General features: G+C 38.6%; 19 protein-coding genes and 3 pseudogenes. 11 read left to right on the top strand and 11 right to left on the bottom strand.

Annotated features, from left to right (window positions below; all coding sequences use genetic code 11):
- On the top strand, nucleotides 1-216 hold a 216-nt coding region (locus F938_RS23495), incomplete at its 5' end, for a DUF3330 domain-containing protein (RefSeq protein WP_457911970.1).
- Nucleotides 217-295: 79 nt separating this feature from the next.
- Here F938_RS23495 and F938_RS00275 read toward each other — a convergent pair.
- A pseudogene (locus F938_RS00275) lies at nucleotides 296-568 on the bottom strand (transposase); the annotation flags it as partial.
- A gap of 64 nt (nucleotides 569-632) precedes the next feature.
- Between F938_RS00275 and F938_RS00270 the strand changes: the two are divergent.
- Nucleotides 633-1,337: an IS6 family transposase gene (locus F938_RS00270; RefSeq protein WP_005028420.1), complete on the top strand. Its 705-nt coding sequence runs from the start codon at nucleotides 633-635 to the stop codon at nucleotides 1,335-1,337.
- A 120-nt stretch (nucleotides 1,338-1,457) separates the two neighbouring features.
- Here F938_RS00270 and F938_RS00265 read toward each other — a convergent pair whose 3' ends face one another.
- Nucleotides 1,458-1,958 carry a YqhA family protein gene (locus tag F938_RS00265; RefSeq protein ID WP_005028419.1) on the bottom strand — a complete coding sequence of 167 codons (501 nt, stop codon included), beginning with the start codon at nucleotides 1,956-1,958 and terminating at the stop codon, nucleotides 1,458-1,460.
- Nucleotides 1,959-2,582: 624 nt separating this feature from the next.
- Here F938_RS00265 and F938_RS00260 point away from each other — a divergent pair.
- Complete coding sequence (locus F938_RS00260; RefSeq protein ID WP_004761025.1) at nucleotides 2,583-3,053, top strand: hypothetical protein; 471 nt, start codon at nucleotides 2,583-2,585, stop codon at nucleotides 3,051-3,053.
- Between the two features lie 174 nt (nucleotides 3,054-3,227).
- Nucleotides 3,228-4,553 (top strand): ISNCY family transposase, encoded by a 1,326-nt coding sequence (locus F938_RS00255; RefSeq protein WP_082179799.1) that lies wholly within the window; start codon nucleotides 3,228-3,230, stop codon nucleotides 4,551-4,553.
- A gap of 203 nt (nucleotides 4,554-4,756) precedes the next feature.
- Here F938_RS00255 and F938_RS00250 read toward each other — a convergent pair whose 3' ends face one another.
- Together F938_RS00250 and F938_RS00245 are read right to left on the bottom strand one after the other, a co-directional pair.
- Nucleotides 4,757-4,987, bottom strand: coding sequence for a ribbon-helix-helix domain-containing protein (locus F938_RS00250; RefSeq protein WP_004658732.1), 231 nt, complete (start codon nucleotides 4,985-4,987; stop codon nucleotides 4,757-4,759).
- Nucleotides 4,984-5,613: an AAA family ATPase gene (locus F938_RS00245; RefSeq protein ID WP_004889316.1), complete on the bottom strand. Its 630-nt coding sequence runs from the start codon at nucleotides 5,611-5,613 to the stop codon at nucleotides 4,984-4,986. Before F938_RS00245 ends, F938_RS00250 begins: the two co-directional genes overlap by 4 nt.
- A gap of 449 nt (nucleotides 5,614-6,062) precedes the next feature.
- Here F938_RS00245 and repM point away from each other — a divergent pair, with 449 nt between their 5' ends.
- Entirely contained in the window at nucleotides 6,063-6,980 is a 918-nt protein-coding gene (gene repM, locus F938_RS00240) for a replication initiation protein RepM (RefSeq protein ID WP_004889343.1), read from the top strand.
- A 55-nt stretch (nucleotides 6,981-7,035) separates the two neighbouring features.
- Here repM and F938_RS24625 read toward each other — a convergent pair.
- The 5 genes and pseudogenes from F938_RS24625 to F938_RS23475 form a co-directional block, all read right to left on the bottom strand.
- Nucleotides 7,036-7,273, bottom strand: a pseudogene (locus tag F938_RS24625) (hypothetical protein); the annotation flags it as partial.
- A gap of 82 nt (nucleotides 7,274-7,355) precedes the next feature.
- Complete coding sequence (locus F938_RS00230) at nucleotides 7,356-8,279, bottom strand: recombination directionality factor (protein WP_010590180.1); 924 nt, start codon at nucleotides 8,277-8,279, stop codon at nucleotides 7,356-7,358.
- Between the two features lie 241 nt (nucleotides 8,280-8,520).
- On the bottom strand, nucleotides 8,521-9,588 hold the full coding sequence (locus F938_RS00225; RefSeq protein WP_004889338.1) for a YqaJ viral recombinase family nuclease: 1,068 nt from the start codon (nucleotides 9,586-9,588) through the stop codon (nucleotides 8,521-8,523).
- 194 nt (nucleotides 9,589-9,782) lie between these two features.
- Nucleotides 9,783-10,823, bottom strand: coding sequence for a DUF932 domain-containing protein (locus F938_RS00220; RefSeq protein ID WP_004889337.1), 1,041 nt, complete (start codon nucleotides 10,821-10,823; stop codon nucleotides 9,783-9,785).
- Between the two features lie 20 nt (nucleotides 10,824-10,843).
- Nucleotides 10,844-11,116, bottom strand: a complete 273-nt coding sequence (locus F938_RS23475) for a hypothetical protein (protein WP_004889335.1) — start codon at nucleotides 11,114-11,116, stop codon at nucleotides 10,844-10,846.
- 505 nt (nucleotides 11,117-11,621) lie between these two features.
- Here F938_RS23475 and F938_RS00210 point away from each other — a divergent pair.
- Complete coding sequence (locus F938_RS00210) at nucleotides 11,622-12,665, top strand: YagK/YfjJ domain-containing protein (RefSeq protein WP_004889331.1); 1,044 nt, start codon at nucleotides 11,622-11,624, stop codon at nucleotides 12,663-12,665.
- Here the strand turns inward: F938_RS00210 and F938_RS00205 are convergent.
- Nucleotides 12,662-13,210: a recombinase family protein gene (locus F938_RS00205; protein ID WP_004889330.1), complete on the bottom strand. Its 549-nt coding sequence runs from the start codon at nucleotides 13,208-13,210 to the stop codon at nucleotides 12,662-12,664. The genes F938_RS00210 and F938_RS00205 overlap by 4 nt on opposite strands.
- A gap of 701 nt (nucleotides 13,211-13,911) precedes the next feature.
- Here F938_RS00205 and F938_RS00200 point away from each other — a divergent pair.
- From F938_RS00200 to F938_RS00185, 4 genes are read left to right on the top strand one after another with little or no spacing between them, the layout of a single operon-like run.
- Nucleotides 13,912-14,925, top strand: coding sequence for a nucleotidyltransferase domain-containing protein (locus F938_RS00200; RefSeq protein WP_005006358.1), 1,014 nt, complete (start codon nucleotides 13,912-13,914; stop codon nucleotides 14,923-14,925).
- Nucleotides 14,926-14,934: 9 nt separating this feature from the next.
- Complete coding sequence (locus F938_RS00195) at nucleotides 14,935-16,593, top strand: ThiF family adenylyltransferase (protein ID WP_005006360.1); 1,659 nt, start codon at nucleotides 14,935-14,937, stop codon at nucleotides 16,591-16,593.
- Complete coding sequence (locus F938_RS00190; RefSeq protein WP_005006362.1) at nucleotides 16,578-17,078, top strand: Mov34/MPN/PAD-1 family protein; 501 nt, start codon at nucleotides 16,578-16,580, stop codon at nucleotides 17,076-17,078. Before F938_RS00195 ends, F938_RS00190 begins: the two co-directional genes overlap by 16 nt.
- A gap of 2 nt (nucleotides 17,079-17,080) precedes the next feature.
- Entirely contained in the window at nucleotides 17,081-18,706 is a 1,626-nt protein-coding gene (locus F938_RS00185; RefSeq protein WP_005006366.1) for an SAVED domain-containing protein, read from the top strand.
- Nucleotides 18,707-18,852: 146 nt separating this feature from the next.
- Here the strand turns inward: F938_RS00185 and F938_RS00180 are convergent, their stop codons facing one another.
- Nucleotides 18,853-19,179 (bottom strand): hypothetical protein, encoded by a 327-nt coding sequence (locus F938_RS00180; RefSeq protein ID WP_005028412.1) that lies wholly within the window; start codon nucleotides 19,177-19,179, stop codon nucleotides 18,853-18,855.
- Nucleotides 19,180-19,324: 145 nt separating this feature from the next.
- Between F938_RS00180 and F938_RS00175 the strand changes: the two are divergent.
- Nucleotides 19,325-20,247 (top strand): annotated as a pseudogene (locus tag F938_RS00175) (IS5 family transposase).
- The last annotated feature ends 89 nt before the right edge of the window (nucleotides 20,248-20,336 follow it).

The following is a 20,336-nucleotide window of genomic DNA, read 5'->3' as shown; positions in this document are numbered from 1 at the left end:
ACCATGAACGCAAACGCCCCGAACACTGCCAGTTGCACCACCTGCTGCGTATGCTGCAAAGAAATTCCGCTCGATGCCGCCTTCACCCCGGAAGGCGCGGAATACGTCGAACATTTCTGCGGGCTGGATTGCTATGAACGCTTCCAGGCACGCGCCAAGGCCGCGACAGAATCTGACATTGCGCCTGTCCCTGGCGGTTCGCAGCCGTCAGATTGAAGCATTCTTCAAATTAACATAGGGACTGGCTTTGTTGCATAAAGGTTTGAAAGATAGAGCGATCCTAATTGAGCCAAATTCAAGTGACAACTTGGGTGTGAGGGCGCCCCAATTCTGTGAATTTGTTCAAGACGGCTACGCGTGCATGAATCTCATTCACCTGACTAGGAAAACTCCTTGCTGTTAATTTATCGCCTAATAATTTGATGCAATGCATCTTGGTTTCCACCAAACTTCGACGATGATAACCAGACCACTTTTTCCAAAGTGACCTTCCTAGCAGTTTGACTGTTTTCAATAACTCATTTCGTTCTATAGACCTGACTTGCTGATCTTTCCAAGGCTTTGCATTCGGCACTGTTGCAAATAGGCTGACATGATAAGCTAAATATCTTATTTATTTCGAGATACAGCAGATGAATCCCTTCCACGGTCGGCACTTTCAAGGTGAAATCATTCTTTGGGCTGTTCGTTGGTATTGTAAATATGGCATCAGCTATCGTGAACTTCAGGAAATGCTGGCCGAACGTGGAGTGAATGTTGATCACACCACAATTTATCGCTGGGTTCAGCGTTATGCTCCAGAAATGGAAAAACGTTTACGTTGGTATTGGCGTAATCCTACAGATCGACATTTATGGCATCTGGATGAAACTTACGTAAAAGTGAATGGCAAATGGGCATATCTATACCGTGCAGTTGACCAACGTGGCCATACTCTTGATTTCTATCTTTCTGCTAGACGAAATACCCATTCAGCTTATTGTTTTCTTGGAAAAATTTTAAATAATGTGAAGAAGTGGCAAATTCCACAAGTGATCAACACGGATAAAGCACCCACATATGGACGTGCTTTATCACGGTTAAAACGGGAAGGTAAATGTCCACCAGACCTTGAGCACAGGCAGATTAAGTATAAAAATAACGTGATTGAATGTGATCATGGCAAGCTAAAGCGGATCATCAGGGCCACATTAGGATTCAAATCTATGAAGACGGCTTATGCCACAATTAAAGGTATTGAAGTCATGCGTGCACTACGTAAAGGACAAGCATCGTCATTTTATTATGGTCAGCCTCAGGGTGAAGTGTGTCTAATCAACAGGGTTTTCGGTCTCTAAGTACTTTTTAAAGGGAACATCATCGACTCAAATCTCTATTTGCAACAGTGCCCTCTAATCTTAACTTCAATTAAATGCTCAAATAAAAGAGTAATTATAAATGAGTCCTTGCGATTTAAGTTATTCATCGTCTTTGTGATGATCATTATCTAATAGCTTACAAGTAAAAATTATTGCTAATATGACTAGGCTAGAAGAAATACCAGCATATAAGTTGGCTAAAGTTCCACCAAAAACAACAAGATCTTCTAAAAACAAGATGACTATAACTATAATAGATACATGTAATATAATAAGTTTTAGATCATGAAACTTATTAATTGATAGTGTCTTAAGAAAAGAACTATTGTCAAAAATAGCTTGTTGAATAAATAATTTATAAAAACCTGCTGAAATTAAATGAAATGTAATAGCAATTAACGAGACATCGAGGATTTTTAAAAATTTAACAACAACTATTTTTACTTCAAAATTAGTTGCATATATATTTTTTATAATAAAAATTATTGCATCAATTAGAAGATATATAGTTGATAAATATAAAAAAATAGAAGATAGTATGCAATTTATAATAACTATAATAACTAAAAATCTACTCTTTTCAAAAAAATTTTGTAGCACTTGATAACATCCCTTAAAATAAGGCTTTGTTGCATAAATATGTAAGCATCTGATTTAAATAAATTTAATTTTGGATCAAAAAATAATCAAAACTTTTAAAATCATATAGTTATGATATCTTTGTGCAACAAAGCCGTCCAGTACTGGAAACTACATCATAACCTCTCTGATTAACTGAATCAGCTAATTGTCCTAAGGTCATCATAGCTACATAAAGTTCCCCAATTCTTCCTGTTAAATGCCTTAATTCTGCAATAGGCATTCCCCCATAAGAAAGCTCTCTAAAATATACTAATTCTTTATTTTTATAGCATAAAAATAAAGGCCGCAAATGCGACCTTTAATTAATATGAGTCCGAACGACGCCCGAAGTAATCTAAAAACTTAAATGGTTAACGCTCGAAAGAATTAACCAAATTCTTAGAAACTTAGTAATACTTAGTATTACACCTCGCTCTATACGCTTATATGACAACAGCGTGCTGACCAATTTTTCATCTGACCATCTAGGTTGTCAAGGTCGATGTAACGTCTTTCAGCAAAGACTCATCTATTAGGGTATCATTCCCCTGAGAAATGTCAAATTCTATCTTCTTTTCCCTTTTTTAAAAGTACTTTCTAATCATGCAACAACCTGTTTTACAAATAAAAGAAGATACAATAGAGCAGAATTTATTTTGGGAAATTAATGGTTCTATCGATCTAGCTATAATTCCTGGCAATACCATAAAAGGTATTCCTCATGATCTTCCAATTAGATTACAAAATGGCTATGCAAAAGGTAGAAATGGATTTGGCTATCTGCATATTTTAAGAAATCATGGTCAAGAATTTAATCGCTTAAGACCCCCCACTGATGTTTTCGGATTTTTGGTGAAAAAATTAGGCCAAGGAGGGAGTTTTCATCATCAAACAGATAAAAGAAAAGGGCTCTATTTAGCAATGCTTCCTTCTGGGGTTATTATTTTGGATTATGTTGCAAAGGGTAGAGATTCCTTTTTTACAATTATTACAGCTTATACAACCAATCGTTCTATTGATGGTAAAGAAATAGGTAGATATATCAGTACTTTCCAAGTTAAACCTAAGAAATAATAAAACTTTTTAGAAAAGCACCATCTATTTTTCATTTAACATAAAATCTCTTATGCGCAGTTCAGATTGTAAGCCCCAAATAGAAATGTCCGGTTTCTCCAAAGTAAAAATGTCCGCTTTTAGAATATGCACTTTTGCAATTTCCTTAGCGGACGGTTTGATATGTTGGTGTCTATGTCGGATAAAGAACTTAAACGATTGTCGGTCTTGCAGGAAATCTGCGATCAACGCATAACTCAATCCCAGGCTGCTCAGCTACTTCATATTTCAGAACGTCAGATCAGACGCTTACTGCAGAAATACAAAGCTCAAGGTCCAGCTGCATTAGCCCATGCCGGTCGTGGCCAAATCAGCAATTCCAAACTTCCTGAAGAACTCAGACTCAAGTGCCTCAATATTGTTTCTGACCAACTCCATGGTTTCGGACCCACTTTAGCGCATGAAAAGCTCACCACCGTACATGGATTCGATCTTTCAGTAGAAACCCTGCGTTCTTGGATGATTGCAGCTGACTTATGGATTCCTCGATCCAAGCGCCTGAAACGCCCGTATCAGCCTCGTTACAACCGGGATTGCTTTGGTGAACTGATCCAAATTGATGGCTCACACCATGACTGGTTTGAAGGACGCGCTGCTAAATGCTGTCTGCTGGTGTTTATCGATGATGCTACAGGAAAATTGCAGCATTTACGCTTCTGTGAGTCAGAATCAACCTTTGACTATATGATTTCAACACGTTTATATGTCGAACAGCACGGTAAGCCTTTAGCGTTTTACAGTGACAAACATTCAGTCTTTAGAGTGAATCAAAGCAGCAAGAAAGACACCAAGATTACCCAGTTTGGACGTGTACTCAGCACCCTGAATATCGATATCATCTTCGCCAATTCACCACAGGCCAAAGGCCGTGTGGAACGTGCCAACAGAACCCTTCAGGACCGTCTGATCAAGGAGATGCGCCTGGAAGGCATCTGCTCGATTGAGCAAGCTAATGCCTGGCTACCCTGCTTCATTGAGCAGTTCAATCAGAAGTTCGCCAAGATGGCTTTTAATCCTAAGGATCTACATCGGCCTATCACTGAAACAGCCGAAGAATTAGATGATATTTTTACTTGGCGTGAACCCCGCAGAGTCACGAATAGCCTGACGATTACTTATGATAAATGCGTATATCTCCTGGAAAACACCGAAGAAAATCAAAGGTTGATCGGTAAGTATCTTGAGTTCCTGGAATACCCGGATGGTACTGTAGCCCTCATGCATGATGGCCGAAAGATCAATTACAGCCTCTTCGATAAATTAAGTCAGCTGAATCAGCGAGAGATTGTTGAGAATAAACGGTTGGGTGCTGTCCTGAATCATATCCAACAGCAGCATGAAGAATTAGAACAGCAAAACAAACGTAATCGTTCTCAAAAGATGCCAAGCAGACGTGCACAGAAAACAGCAATTCAACAACGAAATCTGAATCCTGTGCTTGACTTGGAAATGTCCATATAGGACATTTCTATTTGGTTATTAGGTAGGACATTTCTACTTGGGAATAACATCAGATGTTAGAAACAATTTAAAGTGTCTTGTCTGTATTCTCACCAATAAAAATGTCTAGTCTGTGATGAACATCAACAGCCTACTATGGTTTTACTACATTCAATTAAGTTTTTTGAAACTAAAATAGTTTCAAATAAGTTCTATATTAGTTGTTATTCCTCACTTAATTTCTTTAGTGCAAATCTAATAATTCCATTATGGGTTTGACCATATTTCTCTGCCAGTTCAGCTAATAACTTGTACTCATACTCATTCATCGGGATCGTATGCGTCTTAAATTTTCTAGAAGCTTTCGGGTCTAATTTTGGTGTGAGCTGTTCATTAGCACCATTAATGAATGCTTCCTCAGAAAAAGGTTTCGTAGTTTCTCTTTTCTTAATCATGCCAGAAGCTCCTCCATGAATGCCTCAAATTCTTCTATTGCTTTTGGATTATTGGATTCAACTACACCTTTCCCTTCAGCTGTGACATCACGATAAACCTTACGATCATGAATCACTGACGACAAGGCTGTGAACAACCGGAAGTCAGCTAAATAGTCATTTGCTTGTTGCACTTCAGACACTGATGGATTTGTAGGAGCCAATGTTAGTAATCCAAATGGCTTCAGTTCCTCATTAAAGGACTTCGCTTGGTCAATGACTTCTGATAGATGAGGTAAAGTATCCAAGTCGAATTGTGATGGTCTAAATGGCACTACCAGGTAATGAGCCGTTAACATTGCAGTTCTAAGCTCTTTGCTGTCATGCCCAGCAACATCGACAATTACATAGTCATAACGGCCATCTAGGTCTTTCAGTGTGTTCTTGATATCGCCATAGCGCTGAACGCAATGTACTTTCGGCAGATCTGTTCCATCCCGATCTTTTACCCAGTTAGCTGAGCTTTGTTGGGGATCTGCATCAACGAGTACGATGTCTTTGTTATGTTTTGCAAGATAAGCAGCAATATTGATAGCTATTGTAGATTTGCCACATCCGCCTTTCTGGCTTCCAATTAATACAATCATTTTAGGTATAATTTATAACTAATTTATACTTAATATAGTTTCATAGTGTAACTAAGTAAAGTGTTATTCCTTTAGTATTTATTCAATTCTCTATACAGATACCTTTTCCCACCAGGTTGATTATTGACCTATTTCTTTTTGGTTTCTATCACAATCAATTGATACGCGAAAAAATAAAGAAGCTCTAATTTTTCAACAATACCCTTTTTTATTTTTAATATTTTTATTTTTAATATTTTTAGACAGGCTGAAACCCTTTCTATATAAGACTTTCAGAGGGTATATAGATACCTTTCCCCTCCATTATAGATACCTTTCCCCTCCATTATAGATACCTTTCCCCTCCATTATAGATACCTTTCCCCTCCATTATAGATACCTTTCCCCTCCATTTACATACTTAAGTTGTTTGGGTATAGTTATTGGCAATAATAAATAGGAAAGTCATTGTGACAAAAGAGTTAGTTGTTAAAGACAATGCCTTAATCAATGCCAGCTATAACCTAGATACCACAGAGCAACGTCTGATTCTTTTAGCCATCGTACAAGCTAGAGAGATAAGCAAAGATGTTAATGCTAATAGCACCCTAGAAGTCCATGCACAGCACTATATGAAGCAATTCAATGTAGATAGGCATGCAGCCTATGAAGCTTTAAAGAATGCAGCTAATAGCCTGTTTGAGCGAAAGTTCAGCTACAAGGGGATTCATGAGGCTACCCAGAAGGAGAAGATCGTTAAATCTCGTTGGGTTTCAAGAATAGCCTATGTTGATTCTGCTGGTATTCTAGAATTGGTTTTTGCTCCCGATGTCATTCCATTGATCACTGAGTTAGAACAGTCTTTTACTTCGTATGAACTGAAGCAAATAAGTTCATTAACCAGCAAGTATGCAATCCGTCTGTATGAATTGCTGATCCAGTGGCGCAGTCTCGGTAAAACCCCGGTCTTCTTGGTTGATGACTTTCGCTTCAAGCTGGGATTGGGTAGTGACGAATACAAGATCATGAGCAACTTCAAGAAGAAGGTCTTGAATGCTGCTTTAACCCAAATCAACGAGAAGACGGATATTGTTGCGTCCTATGAGCAGCATAAGTCTGGCCGAAACATTACCGGGTTCTCTTTCTCTTTTCGTCCTAAGAAAACCAAAGATGATGAGAACGAATCTCCCAAGAAACTCAGTGATAAACAGATTAGATTATTCGCAAACAAACTTGCCCATTACGATCCATTCGCTAGCCAGAAAGCAGCTGTAGGTGAGAGCTATGAAGATCTTGAAAAAAGACTTCTTATTGAGCTGCAAGATGTTGAGAATGTCAGGAAGTATGTGGGTGTTCTTAAAGAAGTGGGTTTGGAAGTTTTAATATGAAACTAATTTAGTTAATAATTAAAATTAAATTAGTTGTAATTTAGTTGTATAAATATTCGCGCAACAATGGACTCAGGTTACACGCATACAGACTGAGCTTTTCCAGCTTTTATCATCGTAATCTACAATCTGCGTCATAAACTCGTAGAGGCGAGTAAAGCTATCCAATCCTTTTTAAAGATCTCCAGCTTGGTGTCTTTAAAGGCATTGTCGATCAGCACTACATCATTGGATTTCTTGCAGCGTTCCAGCATGTCGTGGGTCTTATTATAAGCTTCGATGGCTTGTCTATATTCAAGGAAATTTTGAAATGCTGAAGACATCAGAACAAAAAAATAAGGGATCCTAAATTCCCTTATTTTTCACCGCATGTGTTTAATTCACTATTCTAACACTCTGCTGCAAACCCTGCTGAATATCCTGCACAAAACCCTCTCTCTGATTGAATTTAGGCTTTGCATTAGTTTTCGGTTCAGTCTTGGGTTGCTCAGATTCATCTTCTGCATAAAACTCCTCCAGCACATCCATGCCCTCCTCACTGTTCACCTCAAATCTAGCATTCTCAAAGCCTTTTCTAGCAGTAAAATCCAGCGATTCCTGGTAAAACCCAGCGGCCTTACTCTGCTCATCCATCTGTCGAGCCGTGTTAATTGCTTGCTGCAAGTTCACCCCATCACGTAAGGTCAGATCCACGTAGTACACCGGCTGGCGATAGCTTTGTGTCGTGCTTTTCCCTCTTAAGGTCAGTTGTAAGGGTAAACATGATAGCAGCCCTCCTGATGCCGCATGGTAGTAAGCCAAACGTGCAGCCAGGGTACGGATACTGTTAAAACCTGTGGTTCTAAAGATGAAAGTCCCCAGTTCATCCGATTCATCCAGATTGACATGCAGCCGCCCATAGGGCTTGCAATGCCCGCCTTGTGCCAGTGAGCATAAATCTGGGGATGGACAGGGATGCTGTTCTACCCCTTGACTGGTCAATCGCTGGCAGGTCTGACCATTGCCGACACAAACCGGACGTCCAGTCTGACGGTCAAACAGGCTGTATTCTGCCCGCATGTTCAGATCAGGATCATTAAAGATCATCCGTACCGGAATGGATCTCAGTTTCCCATTCGGTAGGTTTGCACGCAGCTGCTCATCCAGTGGATGCCTGATCCAGCCTTCCTTGCTCTGGATCTGGCTGGTAATGGTGAACTGGTCATCTTTCTCTGGCAGGCGTTTGCCATTCTTTTCAATGACACGGCCAATGCTGATACGCCCCAATACGGGCGGTGTAATCGCTAACCCTTTAATCATCATGATTTTCCTAAATGTGATTTTTTACAGATGAGCCGTATAAATTGAAGCACCCGCTCCTCAACCTATCGACTCTCTTAATTCAATAAAAATAATGCTCACCCGAGGTCACAGGAGAACAGGTAGTGCATCGATCATCAGATCAGGCAAAGCTGTCCAAATGCCCTTTCTTCATCTGTGGAGAAAGGGCGAACCGGGCGGCTTTGCGCGTTTTTACAAATGGGCCTCTGCGGAAGGCAGGTCATGCATCCGTATAAATGTTGAAGCGACGACTGCCCTGCTTATGCAGCGGATACTGCTCAATCAGCTCAGGCTGCTGCTTTAACAGTGACTTGGCATCCAGACTCACTGAATCTTTACTCTTCCTCCATACCACCGAGCCACCGTTAAAGGTGGCTCGTTCAGCATCTTTCATCAGCATCTGAATTTCGTGCTTGATCTGATCGAAGCTTTGCTGCTGCTCTTCAATCTGCTGTCTGGCTTGAATCAGCTTTTCAAAAAGCAGATTGGCCGTCTCATCATGTGATAGGTCTTCGACGGTTAGAGGGACATGCTCCGGGTAAAGCTGCTGTAAAGCGCGTGCTGCCGATTCACTGGCATCTACTGCGGGAGGAATATCTTGCTCGACACATGCCCAGAAAGTACGTTCCGCATGGATGATCTGCTGGATCAGGGCATCATTTCGGCTGACCTTAAAAATCCGGGTTTCATGGCCGCAGAGCAAGACACAGACATGAGCCGCCTGCTTGCCTGTGACGGCCAGTTGATGCTGTACCTGACACAATACATACAGCGGCACACCATCCCGCCACAGCTTGCTGCCATATTCCCCTGCAGTTTTACATTCCAGGATCTGCACCTCATCGCTGCCAACCACGGCATAATCCAAGTTGGCCAGCATAAAGGCCTTGTCTGGATCAGGATGCTGTAATACGGCATTCACCCGTCTGACCTTGTTATTGGTATGCAGACTGTAGTATTCAGCGACCAGGGGTTCCAGTTGCTTGCCCCAGTACAAGGGAGCATGGCCGGAACTTTCATCTTCGATCTTTTGCTGGATACGTCCGGTCTTGATCATCCACAGTTCCAGCATCGACATGTAGGGATTAAGCCCACAGGCAGTCGCAGCATCACTGCTGCCAATGCCCTGCTTGCGGACTTCCAGCCATTGTTGCTGATCAAGCTGTTTGGTATTGGCCAGACGTTTGGCCGCAGTGGATCGTGAAGGTTTCACAGGTTGAGGTAATGGAATGTGTGAGGGAATGCCAGAGGGCTTCGGTAAATTGGGTAAAGGTGCAAATGTATTCATGGGGTTGTCCTATAGATAGCGGTCGTCTGTAAAAATTCAGCTGAGAAATTTTGGGCATAAAAAAAGCCACATCCGGGGAGATGTGGCCAAAGGGGCATGCTGAGGTTCATGTAGAATTTAATCTTCAATGCATCTTCAATGCCCGATTAGGTTGTGAGCCTTAAAGCAACATTAAGCATGATCAGGAAAAGGTCTTAGGCCACCAGTCTTAAAGCCTGTTCCAGCCCACGCTGTTTTAGTGCTGCCCCTGCACCAAACCAGGCAGAATCCAGCCGGTGATCGGTACTCATGGCCCGGCGTTCATGATCGGCAAATTCCGTGATCGAACACAGCAAGCCATAGGCGGTATCCTTGGCTGAGGAAAGTTCGGCACCCCGTCCCTGTCCATTGAACATCTGCATGACTTTACTCATGGCGCGTCCATTCGGTTCGGTTTTACTGCCTGGGGAGTGACTGGCCTGTGCAGCCACATTGCGGTAGAACTGGATGATGTTGTCCTCCTGATCGGCAATGCTTAGGCTAGTGTTGTTAAACACGGCATCGAAATAGGCAGCGGCTTCACCTTGGGTGACTTTGCGCTGGCTGAGCTGTTTCATTTCATACATGTGTTCATCCCAGGCACGCACGGAAATGCCGAGTTGCTGCTTGACCTTGTCCGCATCGAACCGGGTGCTGTGTGGAACCTTGACCACCCCGGCACTTGAGCTTTGCCCACGTAAAGCAATCGCCAGCGTGTTGTTGCATACCACCCGGATATTGGTAAATTGTGCAGTCGTTGCTAACGTTCCATCACAAGCGGTTGCTAGTAGGATATAGCCATTGCTGACATCCTTGCCTTTGAGTGCCGTGCTTTGTCCGGTACGTGCCAGTGCCCAGAACTTTTTTCCTCCCTTCAGTACGCCCGCGGTTTCCAGCTCAAAGCCGGATTGCTCGGTCAGATCCCGGTAGAATTCCAGAATCTCTTTGGGCTGCACTTCCTGGTAACGCTGGCTGACGACCGATAAAGGGGCATGGGTATCAGAACGGTACAAGACCCGCTGTTCTTCATAAGGCAGAATGATGCTCTGTCCCCGTTCATTCTGTGCCATATAGCTGACATTGCAGGATTCAATGCGCCAGTCCATGCCTGCCTGTTGTGCCCAGACTTCAATCGGCTGGTTCTGTGTCAGTTGATTACCCAGGCCATGCCAGGGGGTGTTACCGACATAAGCCATTTGTTCGAGTTGATGTGCCATATCACTTCTCCCTGAGCCGGTTAATCAAAATTGCGCTGGCAATGATGGCAATGGAAGTAGCGGATCGGTGCCGCTACGGGTCTGGATGGCTGGATGAAGCTGTCAATCAGTCCACCGACCACAGCCCCGGCAATCCCACCCATCCAGGGCGAGATCGGCAGCGGCAGGCTTTTGGAAATGCTGGCACCAATCCCGGCACCGGTCATTGAAGACATACTGCGGTTATTGGAGGACTGCTGGTCAATCACACGGCTGACGTTTTCAGAATGGCAATACGGGCATGTAATGTTCATAAGATATACCTCTAGAAATGAAAAAAGGCTTACCGTCTGATAAGCCTTTGAATGTAGGAATAAACATTCACTGTTCATGTAGATGATGTATATCTGAAATTATTTGCAATCTATGCCTTCACGCGACTCGGCGTCCCGATTACGCAATTGCCATTTGGCAAATTCCCTCATTCCAGAAAATCCCCCTCTGAAGTCCTATCATTCTTTCACAAGAACACAATTATTTAGTGAAACTGAATTGTATGTGTGCATCTAAGTAAATAGGTATTGACAATATTAAATTAAAACTAGTAGGATTAACTAATCCTACTAGTTTTTTATACCTACAACTCGCTATTATCCTACTAACTGTATGATTTTTAAACACAATGGAAAGTATTGATATATAGCATCTAAGGGTATGAAAAATAAATAATTATTTCTGTAGTTTATGTTATTAAGATTAATTATCATTTATATATTATCTTCAATATCATAGACATAATGATATTGGAGTTATACCTACATGGATACTTTAGAACCCAATACATATTTCCTAGACGATATGTATCCAATTATTACTGACAACAATAAGTTAACAATAGATGATATTAATTATCGTACTTACAACCAACTTCATGTAATAGAAGAATCACTGAAAGAACTAAAGAGTGAAAATGAGCAGCTGTTAGCAGATCCATCCGGATATAGATTTATCTTAAAAAAATACCAAAAGCTCGTATGGTACAGAACAGACCAATATATAAATGACCTGGAAGAAAACTTTCCTGATAGCAAGTTTTCACCTTACGTAAATCTCTATTTGAAAACAAAAACTGAATACAGAAAATTTGATGATATAGCTTTCCTAACTGCTCTAAAGAAAGGACTACGATCTGATGCTTTTAAAAAAGAAATTGAACAGCAGAGAAAATATGACAGTGAATATAAAAAGGAAGTACGAAAATATATCAACGGACTATTTGATTACCGTTCAAGGCTTTTAGTAATCCGAATAGACTTAAGCTACCGGAAGGGGCTTTTTAGAAAGATCACCACCAATATTTCAAATAAACCATTGTCAAAACAAGGACACAAACTTGAAGCTTTAAAGGCATGGTCGCTTGATGTTCAAGAACATAGAAGGGTGCTTCTTAAGTCTCTCAAGAAGCAATATTCAAAAGGCTTTATAGGCTATATGTGGAAATTGGAATATACCGAGATAAAATCTTTCCATTTCCACATGATGTTTTTCTTAGATGGCTCTGAGCATCGTGAAGACATCACAATAGCTCAAGATATAGGCGAGCTATGGAATAATGAGATTACCCAAGGAGATGGCTTATATTGGAATTGCAATGCCAATAAGGAAAAGTATAAAAATCTAGGCATAGGCATGATTAGCCATCATGAAGAGGATCTCAGGGATAACGTCATAGCAACTGCCATGTATCTAGTAAAGAAAGATTATCTCATTCGTTCAGTAATGTTTAATTCTAAAAATCGCGCTTTCAGTAAAGGGCAAATCCCACAAAAAAGTAAATCAGGGAGACCAAGAAAGGGAGCTTAGCCTCCCTTCATTGCCCTTTGTACTGTGCTTAGACTTACACCCAGCTCTTTTGCCACTTTCCTGTAACTAGCATCAGGCTTTACCATAGCTGCACGAATTGCAGCGTCATCAATAGTCTTCTTACGTCCCTGATACTTGTTTTCAGCTCTGGCAATTGCAATCCCTTCACGCTGACGCTCTCTGATCAACTCACGCTCAAACTGTGCAAAGCCTGACAGCATCGTGAACATTAGCTGGTGCATTGGATTATTGGTATCTGCCGAAAAGATCATGCCTTCTTTGTGAAAATGGACAGTCACGCCTTTAATCTTGAGTTGCTCCACCAATTGCAGCAGGTCTGCCGTATTACGCCCCAAACGATCCAGGCTGTGTACATGGACTACATCACCTTCTCTGACGTAATCGAGCATCGCCTGTAATTGAGGTCTGTTGGTATCCTTACCGCTTACCTTGTCTTCAAAAATTTTGTCAAAGGTCTTGCCCTCTAGCTGTCGTGCTGTATTTTGATCTGCCGTACTTACCCGTTTGTATGCTACTTCAGCCACTGTTGTACCCTTATTTGTATTCTTTTGCTTATTAGACTATAATAAATACACCAATTAAATACAATAAAAGAATACAAATATAGCCTAAATTAACTGTATCCGAATGGGTGTAGTCTAAAGTAACAGAATGAATATTCTACCCCCGATAGAAACAGCCGTACTCTGGGGGGAGATTTTTTTGATGTGCAGGTGCCGACCCTTACCAGAAGGCACTGTTGAAAATAACCACGAATCGTAAGCTGAATACTCTTTTAGCTAAAGGAGCAGCATATGAATTCTTTCCATAAAATTTAGGCTTGTATACCCAGAAAAATGTGGAACTTCTTAGGTTTCATACATGAGGATTTTGATAGGCTCACTGACTATTTTAAATTGTGTGCCTTAACTCTCTGTTCTAAAAGGCTATTCAGAATTTTTAGACTGTTTATTTTGAACATTCTTTTTACTCTGTGGTGGCGATGCCGTAATTGGACCTTGCAAGATGCATGGTCGTGTATGGGCGATGTCCAGAAAGAATTTGACTCAAAACTATTTTAGTTGGGAAGGAATGCTAAAAATTGGAGATTGATACATCTCATCGTTTGTTTAAATATTTTTTGATTAAATTTTCCCTTTAAAAATTCTATTTTTTTTAATGTCTTAACTTGTATTTAATATAGGAGATCCCCATAACAACAAAAGCACTACAGGAATACAACAATATGGCGAATCCACAAAAACACTATGCTAAGTTCCACACAAATATTCGATTAGGTCGTTATGACGAAGAAAGTACATTACGTGAAAAACGTGACCTTTTGATTAGCACCTTAAAAGATGAACTCAAAAAGGATCCAAATGGTCCTCAATTTGTTGAATACTTTAATCAAGGTAGTTATGCCTTGGGCACAGGGATTAAGCCTAAGAATGGAGATTATGATATTGATGTAGGAGTTTTATTAGATTGTGACAAAGAGGAATATGGCTCAGTAGAAATTAAAAAAATTGTTAGAGATGCTTTAACTCATTCAAATAGAACTGTAACGATCAAACGACCTTGCGTAACTGTCACTTATCTCAAAAATGGTAGTCCCGATTATCATGTAGATCTGCCCATCTACGCTGAAGACGACAAAGGCAATATGTATCTAGCTCGAGGTAAGGAATTCTCCTCTGAAGACCTTAAGACTTGGGATATTTCAAATCCTACTGAACTTACCGATACAATTTTGGGAAAATTTGAAGATGATTCAGATTTACGTCATCAGTTTAGACGATGTACTCGCTACTTGAAACAATGGCGAAATGAGAAAGGTCTAGATTTTTTTAAGAGTATTGCTATCACTACAGCTGTATATGAGCATATAACAGCTGAAGATTATGAGAATGATAATAAGGTATTACTTTCTATAGTAAATAATGTATTAGATCAATTCACTACCTTTAGCATTGATCCAGAAAATAACGAGTATTACTTCAGACTCGTAATTAATTTACCTGCACATCAAGGTGTAGACTTACTCGAAAAATTGACCCGAAAACAAATGGAGCACTTAAAATCAAAACTTGAAGATTTAAAATCATCTTTAGAAGCTGTAAATGAGGAAACTGATACAGTAGAAGCTTGCAAAATTTTAAATAAAACTTTTGGAAGACAATTCCCTATCCCTGAAATACAAGAAGTGTCCGAACCAGTAGTACAAACTTATTACACTCAAGAAGGAAAATCTGCTTAGGAAAACTCAATGTTTTTTGATAACCCAAAGTTAGACAATATTGAAAAGCTATTAAGTGAACATGGAGCTCAAAATATCCATGTCACTTCTATTACTAAGGATTGGGTTAATCTAAAATTTGATTTTCTCATTAATACACAACAGGTTTGCCTTGGTCTAATTTTTCAAAATAGAGCTAATTGGACGATACCTCCCATTTTTAGAATATTGACACGACCAATGTCTGCCTTAGATCATGTGAGTCAAAGTGGGGAAATTTGTACTACGGATCATCAAGGTGAAAACTTTGAAGGCTATAGACATAAAGAACTTATTACTGAATTCTTTGAAAGGGCTATAGATATACTCAAGCAATCTTTTATTAATTTTCAATTAAACAACCGAGTAAGCTTGTATAACGAACTAGAAGGATATTTAGGCAGCACTCAAAATATAAATGAGGATGTAATATTACATTGCGACCCTACTTCTACATTTAATTTATATGGTTGGTTAAGAAAATCATCAAAAGGGAATCATCAAATATTAGAGCATATTGATGATGGCGATAGTTCTTACATAAACCACAACCAGCTCACAAAAGTAAAAATTCATAAGATATTATTAGAAGATGCTTCTGTTTTCCCCATACCAGATATAGGAGATTATTTTAATGAGGACTATTTTCTAAAAATTGTTAATACCCTCTCTAATGAGAACAAACGATCTTTGTTAAAACAAGGCAATCATTATGCCCTAGTGGGAATTCCAAATGAACATGGATTTGCTTATGTGATTTTTTATTATGCCATTTGGTATTCTTTCAAAGAAAAAGTATCCTTCAAAGGCTTTAAAGTCTCTTTAACACAAAGAGCGTGGATAGATTATTTATTAAATAGAACGGGGCAAGAGAAAAAAACAAGACATATAGCGATTATCGGATGTGGGGCTTTAGGCTCAAAGATTGCAGAGATATTAGCTCAAACAGGCGTAAATAAATTTTCTTTCATAGATCCAGAGCTTTTAAAAACAGATAATATTTATCGTCATTCTTTAGGTTTGCAGTATGTTAATACCTATAAATCTACTTCTTTAGCTAATAAGTTTTTAATAGAAAGGCCCGGATTAACTATTTTTCCATTCGTAAGCCATGGTGAAAGCTGGATAAAATCAAAAATTACTGAAGATATTGATACTATCATCATAGCAATTGGCCATACTCCTACTGAGATTTCTCTCGTAAAAACTATTTATGAAATAAGTGCAAACATTCAAGTAATAATAGGCTGGTTAGAACCTTATGATTTAGGTGGACATTTTATTTCTTTCAATAATAAACATGTAGGATGTTTAAACTGCTTATATTTTGATGAAAAATCAAATAAAAGTCTTACCCCTATGTATAAATATGTACAATCTGGACAGCTAATTGCTAAAAATATTACAGGGTGTGCTGGTGCATTTACCCCCTTCTCTTCTTTAAATTGCATGAAGCTAGCAAGCTATATTTCTGAATATGTCCTGAATCAACAATTAGGATTTGTTTCTATTTCTGGCGACAATCAGAATGCAAATAAAAATGGAATAATTACTACCCCTTTTTATAATTCAGTAAATAATTCAAATGGAATTAATATATTGAATTTAAAAGAAATTTATAAAGAAGTATGCCCATGTTGCAATACATAACTCAAGGGAGGATTAAATGTGACACACCTACAGGCCAAGTCTTTATTATTCAAGCAAATGTTTTAAAGAGTTTAAAGCAATTTATACAATTAGAATCAGATTCTCCAGAATCGGGTGGCATTCTAATTGGAAGAACAGACATAGAAACTAAAGCTAAAATCATTGAAAGCTTTACCTCTCCTATGGAAGGAGACTGTCAAACACGTATGTCTTTCTTTAGGTCAAAGTCCCACCAATATGCTTTAATACAAGCTTGGAACGAATCTAAAAAATTCTATAATTTTCAAGGCCTATGGCATACACATCCTGAAGATGTACCAACACCCTCTCCAACCGATTTAAGGGATATAGATACTGTTCTAAATGGCATTACCAATCTTAATGACCCAGTTTTATATTTAATAATCGGAAGAGTAAAAACTGGAATCTGGATTGGTAGAAAAAATTTTAAAATCAAACTGTTAGGTTATATTGAGTTAAATTGAAAATGCAACTAGACCCATCCCTAAGTTTACAGACTTCTTTATCAGCAATAGATGATTTATCAAATGCAAATAAATATATAGAAGAAATTTTAAAGCATATTTGTATAGATTCATTAGGTGTATTAGTTGATGAAGAACGTAAAAATATAATTTTTGTCTTATTGAAAAATAAAAGCCCTGAAAGTTTTTTCCGTATAATTCTCAATTATGATGATACTTTAACTTTTGTCCGAAGATTGCTTGCCAAAAAAATTTCCATTTATGCACGCTTTCTTCAAGGTCACATAATTGATGCCCACACTCTACATGATTTTGAAAAGTTAAAAGAAACATGGAATTTAACCTCCTCTCAAGAGAGCGAAGTTAAAGATGTAGATTTTGTTCCTAGAAAGATTCCTAAACAAAAACCAAACCCTGTAAACCAATTAGAATATTTCATAAAAAGAATTTTTGATTTTGAGCATCTTACAGGTAGGGGTAACGATTTATCTGAAAAAGATAAAAACCAGATTTATCTCTCAAGTCATGGCCGATGTATGTTTAAAGGATGTGGTGCAAAATTAAACATAGATGAAATAACTGGATTTGAAGGTACATATGGCGTTTTAGCTCATAATGTTGCAGCATCAGAAAATTCTACTCGCGGTATCCCCTTCTTCTCATATCAACTATCAGATGATCCAACGAATATTTTATTATTATGTGAAAAACATCATAGGTTAATTGATAAAGTTGCTGGCGCAGAATATACAGCTTCAAGACTCTCGCAAATGAGAAGTAATTTCACAGCACAATGCGAAGATTTATTAGATTCTTTAAGCTTTACTCCTATGCCAGTGTATTTATTTTTCTGGCCCGTGAATCGCAATATTCCTCAGTCTCCTTCACGACGTGATATTGCAAGCTGCCTTCTCCCATTAAAATCTATTTTGCATAAAGATAAGACACTAATTCATGAACCATTACCAGCTCATTTAAGAGCTTCAGCTGATGAGTTCTATAAAAAGTATTTTTTAGAAGAATTTGAAGTTCAAACAGAACAATTACTTAGGGAAACTAAATTTGATGATAAGAGAGTAGCTATTTTTGGCTTCGGCCCTATGCCATGCCTAATAGCATTAGGAAGTAAATTAGGAAATAAAGGGAAATTTATACCTATGCTTATGTATAGGGATGGAAGTTGTTGGATGTGGCCTGATCTTATATGTACAACCAAAGCGTATGAAATTAATAATTTCAGTGAAATAGAAGATTGTACTGAAATTACTATTAGATTGAATCTCACTGCTGATCCAGAAACCTCTAAAAATAAGGCTGTTGAATTAGGACATCCGGTAATTAATATTACTGCTAAACCAGAATATATGGGGAATGGAGCAATAAGAAATCCTGAACGAGGACTAAGTTTCATGCAAGATATTCATGCGTTATTTCATAGTCTAACAGATAAAGGAATTACCAAAATTCATGTCTTACCATGTGCATCCAATGCTGCTTGTATATGGTTTGGACAAGCATTTGATCTGCATCATCCTGAAATGGTTATTTATGATTACTTAAATAATTCAATGGTTCCAAGACTTCAAATTCGAAATAATGGAAGCAAGAATGAAATCGCTGTAATTTAAACAGTATATTTGATAGTACTTTCATACCATTAGATTTAAATATGACATTAGTAAATGGAGTTTAGCTCTAATGGGGCTTTGTTGCATAAATATCTAAGACTATGATTTTGTTTAATTTATTTTTGGATTAAAATTTAAACAAATCCTTAAAAATCAGTATCTTGAAGAATGTTTATACAACAAAGCCGTTTTAAACTAAAAAATGTTTGTAATACTATTTTATTTAAATCACTCTGCGATCTAGGTATTAAATTTAAGACTTTCCATGGTTTTAAATAATCTTGCAGATTTTTTTGTGGTTCGAGAATATTTAAATCTTTATTAATATCAAAATTTGAGGGAATTCCATTTGTATTTTTTGCTAATAATTCCTTAACTAAATTTGTTGGAATAGCTCCATTTAAATGAACGTGTAAATCACCCTTAGGAAGATTCACTATCATATCTTCATTAATTTTTTGTAGTGCAGACATAAGTGTAGAAATTAATATAGCTGATTGAATTTTATCATAAAATCTATTTCCAAGTTATTTATTTTTAAATTTTTCTATTTCAATTCTGAATGGCTTTGTTGCACAAACCTATCTGTAAAGGGTTTTTCAGCGATATAATTTTCAAATGAAGAAGCCTACACACAAAATCTACCGCACAACCAATTGGCCCGCATATAACCGAGCACTCATGAGTCGAGGAAATATTGCCATTTGGTTTGATCCTGCTACGCAATGGTATGCGCCATCAAAAGGCAAACAAGGGCGAAATCAAACCTACTCCGACGCAGCCATCCAATGCTGCTTAATGATTAAATCCTTATTCCGTCTGTCTTTACGTATGGTCACTGGCTTTGTGCAAAGTCTGATTAAACTTTGCGGATTAAATTGGATAGCTCCAGATTACACCACGCTTTGTAGAAGACAAAAGCATATTGATATTGTAATCAGCTACCAAAAAAGTAGCGATGGGCTGCATCTACTCATGGACTCTACAGGCATGAAGTTTCTAGGTGAGGGCGAATGGAAACGCAAGAAACATGGACCTGAATATCGTCGCCAATGGCGTAAACTTCATATTGGTATAGATGCTAAAACCCTACAAATACGAGCAGTTCAGCTTACAACCAATAATGTCAGTGATTCACAGGTGCTTGGTGATTTACTTAATCAGATTCCACAAGATGAGCGGATTGACTCTGTTTATACCGATGGGGCTTATGACACCAAGCAATGCCGTCAGGTCATTGCAGATCGGCAAGCGCATGCGGTGATTCCACCTAGAAAAAATGGAAAGATACAAAGAGTAGCTCGCTAGAGCGAAATGAATTACTTCGAACAATTAAACGTTTAGGCAGGACACTATGGAAAAAATGGTCAGGCTATCATCGGCGAAGTTTGGTTGAAACTAAGATGCATTGCATCAAATTATTAGGAGATAAACTCAGTGCAAGGAGTTTTGATAGCCAAGTGAATGAGATCCATGCACGTGTAGCAGTCCTTAACAGATTTACGGAATTAGGTCGACCACTTACCCAAGTTACGCCTTAAATTTGGCTCAATTAGGGGCGCTTTGCATTTCAAATCTTTGTGCAACAAAGCCACTTCAAAGTAGAAATGTCTGGTCTGGATTGTTGCCA

Origin of the sequence: Acinetobacter bereziniae LMG 1003 = CIP 70.12 (assembly GCF_000368925.1) — a bacterium.
Classification (GTDB): Bacteria; Pseudomonadota; Gammaproteobacteria; order Pseudomonadales; family Moraxellaceae; genus Acinetobacter; species Acinetobacter bereziniae.
The sequence above is the reverse complement of the archived record's forward strand: the minus strand, read 5'-3'. Positions and strand labels throughout refer to the sequence as shown.